This is a genomic window from Roseiterribacter gracilis, assembly GCA_018332375.1.
In the GTDB taxonomy this organism is placed as follows: domain Bacteria; phylum Pseudomonadota; class Alphaproteobacteria; order BOG-932; family Roseiterribacteraceae; genus Roseiterribacter; species Roseiterribacter gracilis.
This window is the reverse complement of sequence record BOPV01000001.1, coordinates 2,101,150-2,113,266: the sequence shown is the minus strand read 5'-3', so window position 1 is coordinate 2,113,266 and position 12,117 is coordinate 2,101,150. Positions and strand designations below refer to the sequence as shown.

The following is a 12,117-nucleotide window of genomic DNA, read 5'->3' as shown; positions in this document are numbered from 1 at the left end:
CCTTGTCATGGACGCAACTCTGCAAATCGTCGGCGACGCGACGCCGCCCGAAGGACGCTCGGTCAAAGCCGGCAGTGCGCTGCACGCCTGGTTCGATCGCCGTCTGCCGAGCATTGCCGCGTTCGACGAGCGCACACGGTGCGATCTGGTCGGTTCGTTGCACCACGCGCTGCCGACGATTGTGATCGCTGGCGGCTGCGCCGCGGGCATCGCGGCGATTGCGGGCATGCGCACCGGCGAGCCCTGGTTCTGGATCTGGGCCTTCGCGCATCTCGTCGTCATGACGATCCGGCTGTTGTTGCGCGACCGCCTGCGTGCCGACGGCATGTCGCCGGGTTTGCGGCTGCATTGGTACGCAATCGGCGGCTACAGCGCGGCGTTTCTGGTCGGGCTTGGCGGCATCGTCTTGTTCAACACGCAGGACGCGCTGGTCCGCGCGATGATTCCGATTTCCAGCTTTGCCATTTCGGCCGGTGCAGCCGCGCGCAACAGCGCCTATCCGCGGCTCGCTTTTGGACAAGTCTGTCTGATGCTGCTGCCGATCGCGATCGAAGCCTTCCTGCGCGGTACGCTGGACTTCGTCCTGTTCGGCGTGATGGTGCTGGCCGGCATCTACGCGATGATGACGATCATTCGCGACAGTTTCCGCCAGACGATCGGTCTGGTTCTGGCAGGGCGGCGCCACGAAGCGCTGATCCAGCGGCTGGAAGAACAGACCAGCGCGGCTCGCGCCGCAGCCGACGCCAAAGACCGGTTCCTGCACGAAATGAGTCACGAGCTGCGCACGCCGCTGAACGCGATCATCGGGTTTTCCGACGCGATCGTGCTGCAGGCGCTTGGGCCGCTTGCACTACCCGCCAACCAGCAACGCTATCTCGGCTATGCCGGCGACGTGCGCGACAGCGGCAAACATCTTCTGTCGCTGGTCAATCGCGTGCTCGATCTCGCCAGCCACGACCACGACCGCGAACCGATCTTCTGGCGCGACATCGATTGCGTGGCGCTGCTGCACAGTACCAGCCGCATGCTGGCGCCGTTGGCGGAGCAGGCGCATGTCGAACTGCGTTTCACCGCCGCTGACGACCTGCCGCGTTTTATCAGCGACGAGTTGCGGTTGCGGCAGATCCTGCTCAACCTGGCCGGCAACGCGATCCGCTTTACGCCCAGCGGCGGCACCGTCACCGCACGGATCGACGCGCTGCCCGCGGGCGACGCGCTGCAATTGACCGTCGAAGATACCGGCATCGGCATCGCCAAGCGCGATCTCGCGCGGGTGCTGGAACCGTTCGAACGCGCCGGCGATGCGCTGCACGGCAACGAGCGGGGCACCGGCCTGGGCCTGGCCTTGACCAAACATTTGGTCGACCTGCTGGGCGGTAGTCTGCATCTGTCGAGCGAACTCGGCAGATATACGCGCGTCGAAATCCGTCTGCCGACGACACCACGCCGGCGGCGCTGAACGACTGCGGCTTTGCAGCAACAGCGCCACAGACAAGTGTCGTCGCGCAGCGCGCTGAGTGGTCCTAGGTCCGTACCGTTGCGACCGCGCAGACTTAGGTCATGCACAAACTCGCTTTGACCCTCGTCGCCCTGTTCGCGTCCGGCGCTGCGTGTGCCCAGACGCCGACGCCGCCACCTTCCTGCACGCAAGCCGAACGTGCCCAGTTCGATTTCTGGGTCGGTGACTGGGACGTGCTGGTCAAAGGCCAGTCGCGCGGCAGCAACAAGATCGAGCGCGTCCATGGCGGCTGCGTGGTGCTGGAAAATTACCGCACCAATGACGGGCGCTACACCGGCACCAGCATCAACATGTATCTCCCCGACAGCAAACACTGGGTGCAACGTTGGGGCGACAGTGGCGGTCTGTTGTTGGAACTGGACGGCGCGTTTGAGAACGGTGCGATGCGCATGCAAAGCCGGCCCGACAAAGGCCGCGTCGATCGCGTCACCTGGACCCGGATTGACGACGACCATGTGCGCCAGTTCTGGGAGAAGAGCAGCGACAACGGCGCGTCATGGACGACCGCCTTTGACGGTCTCTATGTGCGCAAGAAAGGCGCCTAGCGCCCACGCGTAACGATCAACCCCATCGAGGTCGTGGCGTAGCCCATCAACGCGAGGCGCAGATGCGGCTCGTCGCGGAAGGGCGCGATGTCAACATAGCGTTCGACAGGTTGCGCGCCCGGGCGCAAGTCGAGCGGGGCCACTTTATGCCCGGCTTTCTCCAAGCGTTCGATGACGGCTTCGAAGTCGCGCTTGCGGAACAAGACGGTGCCGCCGGTTTCGACCGTCTCGTCGTTTGAGATCAGATTGTATTCGGTCGTGTGTACCGCGACGCCGCCGACCTTCAGCGTTTCGATCGAGCGTTCGATGAAAGACAGGCCGGCGTCGATCGAACCTAGATGTTCGAGCGCGCAGGACGACCAGCAGAAATCAAAGTCGCGAAACGCGCCGGGCGTCTTGGTCATGTCGAACGTTTCGAACGACACATGTGCGTCGAATTTGTCGTCGGGACAAATTGTGGGCCAGCGCATCTGCGCTTTACCCGCCGCATGTTGATTGTCCGTTGCCCAGCCTGCTTCGATCGCGCCTTCGAACGGCATGTCGGTGCCTACCGTGTCGGCGCCGAACGTTGCGAATAGTGCAGCGAGCGGTTCTTTGCCGACGCCAAATCCAAGGCCGCGTTTGCCGGGGGCAAGTTGGCCGCGTTCGTACAGCGCCTGCGCGATGAACACGAACTCCCACATTTTGCGATGATAGCGCGGCTTGTGCGCCATGCGACCGGTCCAGTAGGCGTACCAGTCGGTATCCATCTCGCGCTGGCGGCAGATCATCGAACTCGGCAGCACGCCGATGGGCGGTTCCTTGGCGGCTGCGACGCCGGTGCCGTCATACCAGAGGTCGGTCGGCGGCAAAGTCAGCGTACGCGCTAGGATCTGTACGTCTTTGCGTAGCTCGTCGAGCTCCTTGTGAAGCATGACCGCATGATGTTCGAGCACGCCACCGCGCTGATCGAGTAGCGCGAAACGATAATTAAGCTGTTCGATCAATCCCGCATCCCCGGGCGCCGGCGGATGCACCGTTGCATGCGTGAGCGGGGTCAGGTCTCGGCGGAGCTGCTCGATGAATTCACGCGCGGCGGCAGCGTCGGCTGCGCTCTGGCGCAGCAGGTCGATTTCCCGGCCAGCAATCGCACGGGCAAATTTCTTGATGAGGGCGCGCATGTCACTTCCTGGTTCGTCCCCACCGTCCTTCTACAGTCGGGGTGGGCGCGTCAAGAACTCCCCTACCGCAAACGCCCGGCCGTGCTAGGTCCTGCAGTCATGAGTGACAGCGACGACAGCTCGTTTACCGGCCGCCTCTCCCGCACCGTGCGGACTTCGACCGCGATGGCGGGGTTGGGCGCGCGCTTGGCCGGCAAGCGGTTTCTGGGCATCGAATTCGACCAGGAAGAACACGCACGCGCATTGCGCCAGGCGCTGGGCAATCTCAAAGGCCCGCTGATGAAGGTGGCGCAGTTCCTTGCCACCGTGCCCGAAGCGATCCCTGACGAATATGTCGCCGAGCTTTCGCAGCTCCAATCGAACGCGCCGCCGATGGGCTGGCTGTTCGTAAAGCGGCGCATGGCAAGCGAGCTGGGTCCCGACTGGAAGCAACGTTTCGCGTCGTTCGAACAAACCGCCGCCGCTGCCGCGTCGCTGGGCCAAGTCCATCGCGCAACCGCGCTCGACGGGCGCGCGCTGGCCTGCAAGCTGCAATATCCCGACATGGCGAGCGCGGTCGAAAGCGATCTCAACCAGCTCAAAATCGTACTCGGTATTTTCGAGCGCTATGACAAAGCCGTGTCGACCGGCGGCATTCACGCCGAACTGGCCGAACGGCTGCGCGAAGAACTCGACTACGAGCGCGAAGCCAACAATATGCGCCTCTACCGCGCGATTTTGGCCGACGAGCCAACCATTCGCATTCCCGAACCGGTCGCCGAGCTTTCGACGCGCCGTCTGCTGACGATGAACTGGCTCGACGGCGAGAAGGTTCTCGATTTCGTCGCCGCGCATCCCGAGCTGCGCGACACGGTTGCGCGCAATCTGTTCCGCGCCTGGTACGTGCCGTTCTATCGCTACGGCGTGATCCATGGCGATCCGCATCTGGGAAACTACCAGGCGCGCGGCAATGGTGACGTGGATCTGCTGGATTTCGGCATGATCCGTGTCTTCCCGCCGCGCTTCGTGCAGGCGGTGATCGATCTGCAGCGCGCCATCGAAACTAACGACGACGCGCTGGCGGCCGACGCCTATCGCGCTTGGGGCTTTGGCGAGGTCAAAGGCGAGTTGCTGGCGACGTTGAATGTCTGGGCGCGGTTCCTTTACGAGCCGCTGCTCGACGATCGCGTGCGCAAGATCGGCGTTGCCGAAGGCGCCGTCTATGGGCGCGAAACCGCGATGACCGTGCACAAGAAACTGCGCGAACTTGGCGGCATCAAAGTGCCGCGCGAATTCCTGCTGATGGATCGCGCCGCGCTGGGCCTAGGCTCGGTGTTTATCCGTCTCGGTGCCGAGCTGAACTGGCACAAGCTCTATCACGAGCTGATCGACGGGTTCGACGCAGCCGCGCTGGAACAACGCCAGCGCACCCTACTCGCACAGCACGACGTTCCTCACTGACAGGACTTCGGCATCTTCTCGCCGCGCGTGACGTTGCGATATTCCGCGGTTGCGCAGGCGAGGTCGCGCTTGAAGGTCGGGTCTTGTTCCAGCCGCGCGACGGTGGCGGTTGCAATGCGCTTGCCCCCTTCGACGTCGCTGGGGAAATGCCAACCGCAGATATAGCGACTTTCGCCATAGTCACGGGCGCGCAGAAACAGCGCCGGGGTTTTCTCGGGCACGATGTCGCTCAACACCAAGGCGGTCGTCCAACCATAGGTCGTGTGACCTGACGGGTACGAGGTCAGCGTCTTCGGCACTGGTTCGGGTGGCAGCGCGGGATCGTGGCCGCACAGGCGTGCGACCTGCACGCGCTGGAACGGGCGGGCGCGTTTGAACTCGCTCTTGCCCGCGCTCGACACGTTGTAGGCATCGCGCAACGCGCGGTTCAGCAGCTTCACCGTACGCGGCAAAGTCGCGCGATTGAGCGGCACGCCCAGCGTGTCGCTGAAACGCACGAGCAACATCTTGTCGTCCAGCTCGGCGCTCGCCCAGCGTTCCGGCGACACAGTGCGTTGCGCTTCAGCGACGGTGGCAAAGTCGGCCGCTTCTTCCGCCGAGCCGAGTGCGGGCGGACCTTTCAAGATGTCGGTGAAGTTGAGCGTGCCGACCGGCAGATAGCCGACGGCTTTGGGTTCGTCTTTGGGCGGCGGCGGGGTTTCGATCTGTTGCGCGACAGCAGATGCCGAGAGCAACGAACAAGCGAGCAGCAGATAGAATTTCACGCGTCACCCCGGGTCAGACTGGCCCAAGACGATAGTTCAGCGCGCCAGCACCAGCAATTCGGTGCTGCCGGGCACGGGTTTGGGCCGGCCGCCGGCTGGATCGGGCGTGAATTTCGCAGTCGGCAGATAGAGGCGACCGTCGTCGGCCAAGGTGCCGGTGCGTGCACCTTGTTGCGTCGGCACGGTTGCGATCGTGCGCGGCCGTTCGGGGTCGGCAAATGAGATCACCGACAATACGCCTTCGCCGCACGGCACCAGCACTTCATGGCGTTTCGCATCGTAGATCGCCGCGTCGGGCCGTTTGCCGATCGCGATGTCGGCGCGCACCTTGCCCGTCCTGCTGTCGGTGACGACGGCGCGTCCGTTCTTGCACACCGACACCAGCCGGTGTTCGGCGGCAGCGAAGGCAAGGCCGGTCGGTTCTTCGCAATTGGGAAGTTTGGTCGTCGAGAGAACGCGTTTGGTCTTGAGGTCAACCGCAACCAGCTCGGCCTTGTCTTCGACATTGACCCACAGCTTGCCGGCATCGTCGAGCGCAGCGAATTCCAGCGCACCGCCAACCGCGATCGTGCCGGCGCTGATTTTCTGCTGCGGATCGATCAGCGTGATCTCGCCGTTGCCGTTGTTCATCACGGCAACCAACTTGGTGGCGGGATCGTAGAGAACCGCGTCGGGTTTTTTGCCGGTCGGAATCTGCGCCAGTTTTTTCCCGGTTGCGGTTTCGAACACCAACGCCGTGTCGTCGCCGCCATTGGTCGCGACCGCGATGCCGGTGCCGGGTACGGGTGCCACGCCGTGCATGCGGCTGCCTTCGGTCAGGCGCGGCGTGACTGCGCGCGTGGCAATGTCGACCGCAAGCACGCCGTCAGGCCGCGCGAGATAGATGCGCTTCGTGTCGGGATCGTAGCTGACATAATCCCAACCACCGTCGGGAAGGGCGATATGGCCCACGATCTTCCACGGCGCATCCGCTGCAGCTTGCGCGGACGTGGCAAGGATCGACGCGACCAGTGCAAAAAGAACCCGACGCATGTTGTTTGGCCCTGCAGGTAATTGTTGTTGCGGGGCATAGCAGCGCGGGCGCGTTCGGCAGAGTCTATTTTTCAGCCGCCAGTGTCGCCGGATCGAGATTGCCGCCGCATAGAACCAAGCCGATGCGCGCGCTGGCGGGAAACGCAACTTTGCCGGTGAGGAGTGCAGCCAGGCCCGCTGCACCCGACGGTTCGACCGCAAGCCGCAACGCATCCCACAACCGCAGTTGCGCGTCGCGCAACGCATCGTCCGACACAAGCACGACCTCGCGCACATGGGTCTGTACGGCGGCGAATCCGATCGAACCGACGCGCCGCGCGCCCAGCGCATCGGCGGCGAGTCCGGAGACCGCGAAGTCGACGATCTTGCCCGCATCCAGCGACGCGCGCATCGAACCGGTGCCTTCGCTTTCGACGCCGAAGACCGAGGTCGCGCCGCGATGCCACGACGCAACGCCGCCGATCAGGCCGCCGCCGCCGATGGCGATCAGCAACGCGTCGAGCGGGCCGGCCTGCTGTTCGAATTCCAGCGCCAAGGTGCCTTGTCCGGCGACGACGTCGGGATCGTCATAGGCATGCACGATGCGCGCGCCGGTCGTGGCTGCGTGCGCGTCGCATGCTTCGCGCGCTTCGGCGAAATCGCGCCCGCCGACATGCAAGGTGGCGCCGGTCGCGCGCAGCTTGGCTTGTTTGGCCGGGGCCGAGATCGACGGCACGAAAATCTCGGCACGCATGCCAAGCGAGGCGGCGGCCGTCGCGGCCGCGATGCCGTGATTGCCGCCCGACGCAGCGGCGATCCCGGCTGGCGGCGGCGGCGATGCCAGCAGTGCGTTGAACGCACCGCGCGCTTTGAACGAGCCCGCGATCTGCGTGTGTTCGAGCTTGAGCACGATGGTCGGCGCAACGCCCAGCACCTTGCCCGGGATTTCCAGGATCGGCGTCGAACGGATATGCGGCCGGATACGTTCGTAGGCGGCTTCGATTGCGGCGCGGCTGGGGAGGTCGGTGGTCATGGGGGCGTTGTAGCGGCGGCGGTTCAACGGACGCCAGTGTGGCGCGTTCGCTGCTGGGTGAGGGCGCTTCAAGGCGCCGGAATTTTGCATGCATCCAGGCGCTGCACCCTGGCGTAGACCGGAAGAGGCTTTGCGGGAGTTCAAGCGTATGCCGGCAACATTGCGCCTGGTTGCGTCCGACGATACGGGCGACGAAGGCCTGGCGGACCTGCTGGCCGCTTGTGCGCGCGGCGACCGGGCGGCGCTGCAGCGCCTGTACGAAGCGACGGCGCCCGCGACCTTCGGCCGGATGCTGCGTCTGCTGCGCGATCGTGCGCTGGCCGAGGACGCGCTGCACGACGTCTATCTCGCCGTGTGGCGCAAAGCGGGACAGTTCGATCCGACGCGCGGCTCGGCGCCTGGCTGGATCGCGGCGATCGCGCGCAACCGCGCGCTCGACATCATCAAATCGCGGCGGCGCGACGCGCCGATCGAAGAGGCCGGCGATCCCGAACAATGGTTCGACGCGGTGCCGGCGCCCGACATGGCGCTGGTGACGCAGCAGGACGTCGCCGCCTTGCGCGCCTGTCTCGAACAGCTCAGCCCGACTGCGCGCGCGATGGTGCAGCGCGCTTTCTTCGAAGGTCTGTCGCACGCCGAAGTCGCGACGGTCGCCGAACAACCGTTGGGCACGATCAAAAGCACGATCCGCCGTGCGCTGATCGCCTTGCGCGCGTGTCTCGAACCATGACGCCCAGCCGTGCTGCGATCGAGCGCCTCGCGGGCGAATATGTGCTGGGCACGTTGCGCGGTCCGGCGCGGCGGCGGTTTGCGCGCCTGCTCGACGAGGATCCGCATGTGCGGGCCGAAGTCGACGCCTGGAACCGTCGTCTGGCACCGCTCGAACGCGCAGCCACACCGGTGCCGCCGCCGACGCGCGTGCTGGCGCGGCTGAACGCAACGCTCGACGGCGACTCCAAACCGGTCAAACAAGCGCCGCCATGGCGCGCGCTGGCGGCCGGTCTGGCGTTCCTGTGCTTCGTGCTTGCGGGCGTGTTGGCGCTGCGCGACCGGCCCGACGCGCCGGTAGCGATTGCGGTGCTGCATCCGTCGGCGGGTGCTGCAGGCTGGGTCGTGCAGGCGGATGGGCACGGCGCGCTGCGCGTCGAAGCGCTGGCGCCGGGCGATGCGGGCGACGGGCGCGTGTACGAATTGTGGTTGCGCCGCGCCGGCAGCGACGGCGTGCGTTCGCTGGGACTCGTCTCGGCAACGCCAGGCGAGATCGTGCGTCTGCAAGCCGACGATGCGGTCGTCGGTGCGGAATTGCTGATCACGCGCGAACCGGCAGGCGGTGCGCCGAACGGCAAGCCGACAGGTGCGCCGATCTTCCGCGCAACCTTGCAACCGGTCTGACGCATCTAAACGCATCCACCCGTCGTAACCAGTTCGACCGACGCATCAGTCGGGTTCACTGGGAGAAGACGAATGCGGATGATCACGTTTCGCACGGTTGGTGCGATCGCTGCGGCCATGTTGCTTGCCGCAGGTGCTGCAACGACGGCCGTTGCACAGGAAAAGACGGTGATGGTGGGCGGTGCTGCGATGTATCCGTCGAAAGACATCATCGACAACGCGGTGAACTCGAAAGAGCACACGACGTTGGTTGCGGCGGTGAAGGCGGCCGGTCTGGTCGATACGCTGAAAGGCGCAGGCCCGTTCACCGTCTTCGCGCCGACCAATGCCGCGTTTGAAAAACTGCCGGCCGGTACGGTCGACACGCTGCTCAAGCCCGAAAGCAAAGCGACCTTGACCAAGGTGCTCACCTATCACGTCGTGGCTGGCAAATGGGGCGCGGCCGATCTCGCCGCCAAGGTGAAGGACGGCGGCGGCAAGGCGGTGCTGAAGACCGTCGAAGGCGCGTCGATCACCGCCAGCAGCGAAGGCGGCAAGATCAAGCTCACCGACGCGAAAGGCGGCTCGGCCTGGGTCACGACGGCCGACGTCTGGCAGAAGAACGGCGTCATCCATGTCATCGACACGGTGTTGATGCCGTAATCCAAGCGACATGCGGCGCCGAGGGAACATCGGCGCCGCTGCGTGGTTCAGCCAGCACCAAGATGAATCGAGACTGGCCGATGCAATCCGAAACGCTGTTCGCCCGCGCCGTTCTGGTGCCGCCGGCCAAGGTTGAAAGCCGGACCCCGTCGCTGGCGCGCGACGCAAGCGGCGATCGATTGCGCGAACCGCGCAATCTGCTCCAGCGCGCAACCCAGCGCCTGTAGGCGCCAGCGCAATCTTTCGCTTCGGCGATTGAACCACTCCCGTCGTCGCACGTTGGCGATCGCCCTTCGCCTGCCACGACAGGACTCTGGTTATGGAATCGGTTGCTTCCTACGCGTCGCACAAGGCGTATGAGCTGCGCATCGACAGTCAGGTCGGCGAGGACGAGCCGGATGAAATCCGCGCCGTGTTCGCGCATTGGGACCAGGTGCGCGGCAGCCGCGACATGCCGCGACGCGCCGAGCTCGACATTATCGGATGTACGCCCACCGCCGCCGGCAACGTTTTTCTGGTCGACGTCCATGCCGCCGCACCGCGTTTCGTGCTGCGACTGGTCGGCACCAAAGTGCAGACCCGGCTCGGCCTGACCAAGGGCGACTCGATCGAGGCGCTCGACGCCGGATGCGAGATGGCCTCGATCGTTGAACAATATGAACGCACGGTGGCGGATCGCCGCCCGACTTTGTGTGTGCACAGTTGGGTACGGTTGAACGGCAAGCCGATCGACTATCGCCGGCTGCTCTTGCCATTGGGCGAATACGGGCAGGTCGAAACCTTGCTCGGCTGCGTCGTGTTCGGAAAATGGGACAAGGTGCGGCCCAAGCGGCGGATCTTATGACCGCGCCCTTCGCGGTCTGACTATTTGCAGTAGATGATGCGCGGCGGCCGTCGCGACGGCGGCGGCGGCGTCAGCAATATGTGCGGATAGCCGAGTACGATCGGCGCGACCGGCACCCATTGCGCCGGAATGCCCAGCTCGATTTTAGTCGAAGCCAGGTTCAGCCAGGCGCGTGCCAGGCGCACCCAACACGCTCCCAACCCTTGCGCATGTGCAGCCAGGATCAAGGTCGCGGCGGCGACGCAGCAATCTTCCGACGATTGCGCGTCATTGTGGGTGGCGCAGATGACGATCATCGCCTGCGCGCCGTGGAAGATGTCGAAGTCGGGATCGGCGAGCTGGGCCGCAAGCGGCGAGTCGGGCGCCACGCGCGTGCGGGCAAAGTTTTTGGCGGCGCTGGCCAGTTCGTTCAGGCGCGCGGCTTTTTCGACGACGCAGAAGGCCCAGGGCTGTAGGCTCAGCGCGCTGGGCGCAAGCGATGCCGCGTCGATCAGGCCGCCAAGCACGGCGTCATCGACGGGCTGATCAGAAAAGTCGCGAACTGCGCGGCGCGTCCGCAGCGCCTCCATCAGTTCCACAATCTGTCTCCGCTGATTCGATCTGCGCATCGGTGGTCGCGCGAATGCAGCTCGTACGCAAGTCGTTTACTTTTTTGCTACGTGGCCGGCCGCCGACGTTGCGCGCGCAGCATTTCCACCAAGGCGAGCAGCAGCAGGAAGTAGCGCTCAAAAAGCGCTGCGAATTGCGCACCGACCCCCGCCGCGACTGTGCGCCATTGGTCAAACGTCCATAGATCTGGCGCGATTTCGTGCGCCGGGACCGCATCGAAGCGCAGCACGACGCGCTGAAAAATTTCTGCCGGCGGCGGGCTGTCGGGCAGTTCGATCAGGCCCGGCATGCGGAAGAGCTGCAGGAACGCGGCGGGCGGTGCTGGGACGCGGCGCGCCGCGACCGGCACCGGGCGTGGCGGTGCTTTGGGTTCGTACAGCTCGGCCCAGCGTTCGGCATAGCGATGCGTCCAGGCCGGCTGTTCGCTGGTAAAGCCCAGCGCGCGCAATTCGTCCGGCGAGAAGTAATAGAGCCCGCCGCGCGTCGACATCATGCGTGTGTAGGCACGCGCATCGATCTGCATCGTCTCGAAATAGGCGACGAGATGGGCCTCGAGCGCGGCCCAGAATTCATCGGCCTGGCGCTGCGTCAGGCGTGCGCGCGAGGCGGGTTCGAATTCGGGCCGGTGCACGCCGATCGCAGCCCCGCTTGCGGTGCGCACCACGCCCGCCATCGCGATGAACACACAGGCGCTGACGCATTCGTCGTGCGGCCGCACCAAAGTCATCATCCAGCGCCGGTTGAGCAGCGATCCGATTTTGAGCGCTTCCATCACGTCGCCGCCCGGGCTCGACAGGCGCACGGTCACGAACGGCACGCCGTTGACGCTGTGGCGCGACGTCTGCGCCACCAGATCGGCCAACCGTTCGAAGGTTGCGTAATCGCCTTTGCGGATCGCGCCATGCACATGGATCTGCGCCGGCGCGCCCGGCGCCGAACCGTCGGCGACCAACGTCACCGTCGCGCGCGCCGGCGCAACCGAGAACCACACCAGCAGCAGAAGAAGCGATCCGCGCAGCATGCTTATCACTCTATCCCCTCTCCCCGAGGGAGAGGGAGGGGCCCATGCGCGTTTGCGCGTGGGAGGGTGAGGGTTGTTCTTCGACGCGCGCTTTCAGAACCCTCACCCTAGCCCTCTCCCTCGGGGAGAGGGGACAA

At 65.1% G+C, this 12,117-nt stretch carries 14 protein-coding genes; 8 read left to right on the top strand and 6 right to left on the bottom strand.

Annotation, left to right across the window (positions count from 1 at the left end):
* Nucleotides 1-7: 7 nt before the first annotated feature.
* Together TMPK1_RS10480 and TMPK1_RS10475 are read left to right on the top strand one after the other, a co-directional pair.
* Complete coding sequence (locus TMPK1_RS10480) at nt 8-1,459, top strand: sensor histidine kinase (RefSeq protein ID WP_420242956.1); 1,452 nt, start codon at nt 8-10, stop codon at nt 1,457-1,459.
* A 101-nt stretch (nt 1,460-1,560) separates the two neighbouring features.
* Nucleotides 1,561-2,064, top strand: coding sequence for a hypothetical protein (locus TMPK1_RS10475; RefSeq protein ID WP_420242955.1), 504 nt, complete (start codon nt 1,561-1,563; stop codon nt 2,062-2,064).
* On the opposite strand, the gene TMPK1_RS10470 is transcribed toward TMPK1_RS10475, so the two are convergent.
* Nucleotides 2,061-3,224 (bottom strand): class I SAM-dependent methyltransferase, encoded by a 1,164-nt coding sequence (locus TMPK1_RS10470; RefSeq protein WP_420242954.1) that lies wholly within the window; start codon nt 3,222-3,224, stop codon nt 2,061-2,063. The two genes, TMPK1_RS10475 and TMPK1_RS10470, sit on opposite strands and share 4 nt — an antisense overlap.
* A gap of 99 nt (nt 3,225-3,323) precedes the next feature.
* On the opposite strand from TMPK1_RS10470, the gene TMPK1_RS10465 reads away from it, so the two are divergent.
* On the top strand, nt 3,324-4,664 hold the full coding sequence (locus TMPK1_RS10465) for an ABC1 kinase family protein (RefSeq protein WP_420242953.1): 1,341 nt from the start codon (nt 3,324-3,326) through the stop codon (nt 4,662-4,664).
* Here TMPK1_RS10465 and TMPK1_RS10460 read toward each other — a convergent pair.
* The 3 genes from TMPK1_RS10460 to TMPK1_RS10450 all read right to left on the bottom strand — a co-directional run bounded on the left by TMPK1_RS10460 (nt 4,658) and on the right by TMPK1_RS10450 (nt 7,472).
* The gene (locus tag TMPK1_RS10460; RefSeq protein ID WP_420242952.1) at nt 4,658-5,428 is read right to left on the bottom strand and encodes an acid phosphatase; all 771 of its coding nucleotides are present in this window, start codon (nt 5,426-5,428) and stop codon (nt 4,658-4,660) included. The genes TMPK1_RS10465 and TMPK1_RS10460 overlap by 7 nt on opposite strands.
* 36 nt (nt 5,429-5,464) lie before the next feature.
* Nucleotides 5,465-6,460 (bottom strand): YncE family protein, encoded by a 996-nt coding sequence (locus tag TMPK1_RS10455; RefSeq protein WP_420242951.1) that lies wholly within the window; start codon nt 6,458-6,460, stop codon nt 5,465-5,467.
* A gap of 64 nt (nt 6,461-6,524) precedes the next feature.
* Nucleotides 6,525-7,472: a serine/threonine dehydratase gene (locus tag TMPK1_RS10450; protein WP_420242950.1), complete on the bottom strand. Its 948-nt coding sequence runs from the start codon at nt 7,470-7,472 to the stop codon at nt 6,525-6,527.
* A 148-nt stretch (nt 7,473-7,620) separates the two neighbouring features.
* On the opposite strand from TMPK1_RS10450, the gene TMPK1_RS10445 reads away from it, so the two are divergent.
* The 5 genes from TMPK1_RS10445 to TMPK1_RS10425 all read left to right on the top strand — a co-directional run bounded on the left by TMPK1_RS10445 (nt 7,621) and on the right by TMPK1_RS10425 (nt 10,350).
* Nucleotides 7,621-8,202: a sigma-70 family RNA polymerase sigma factor gene (locus TMPK1_RS10445; RefSeq protein ID WP_420242949.1), complete on the top strand. Its 582-nt coding sequence runs from the start codon at nt 7,621-7,623 to the stop codon at nt 8,200-8,202.
* Nucleotides 8,199-8,864, top strand: coding sequence for an anti-sigma factor (locus TMPK1_RS10440; protein WP_420242948.1), 666 nt, complete (start codon nt 8,199-8,201; stop codon nt 8,862-8,864). The genes TMPK1_RS10445 and TMPK1_RS10440 overlap by 4 nt, the downstream gene beginning before the upstream one ends.
* A gap of 72 nt (nt 8,865-8,936) precedes the next feature.
* Nucleotides 8,937-9,506, top strand: a complete 570-nt coding sequence (locus TMPK1_RS10435) for a fasciclin domain-containing protein (protein ID WP_420242947.1) — start codon at nt 8,937-8,939, stop codon at nt 9,504-9,506.
* 80 nt (nt 9,507-9,586) lie between these two features.
* Entirely contained in the window at nt 9,587-9,733 is a 147-nt protein-coding gene (locus TMPK1_RS10430; protein ID WP_420242946.1) for a hypothetical protein, read from the top strand.
* A gap of 92 nt (nt 9,734-9,825) precedes the next feature.
* Nucleotides 9,826-10,350, top strand: a complete 525-nt coding sequence (locus tag TMPK1_RS10425; RefSeq protein WP_420242945.1) for a PAS domain-containing protein — start codon at nt 9,826-9,828, stop codon at nt 10,348-10,350.
* Nucleotides 10,351-10,370: 20 nt separating this feature from the next.
* Here the strand turns inward: TMPK1_RS10425 and TMPK1_RS10420 are convergent, their stop codons facing one another.
* Together TMPK1_RS10420 and TMPK1_RS10415 are read right to left on the bottom strand one after the other, a co-directional pair.
* Nucleotides 10,371-10,919, bottom strand: a complete 549-nt coding sequence (locus tag TMPK1_RS10420) for a nitroreductase family protein (protein WP_420242944.1) — start codon at nt 10,917-10,919, stop codon at nt 10,371-10,373.
* 86 nt (nt 10,920-11,005) lie between these two features.
* The gene (locus TMPK1_RS10415) at nt 11,006-11,980 is read right to left on the bottom strand and encodes a COG3904 family protein (protein WP_420242943.1); all 975 of its coding nucleotides are present in this window, start codon (nt 11,978-11,980) and stop codon (nt 11,006-11,008) included.
* Nucleotides 11,981-12,117: the final 137 nt, after the last annotated feature.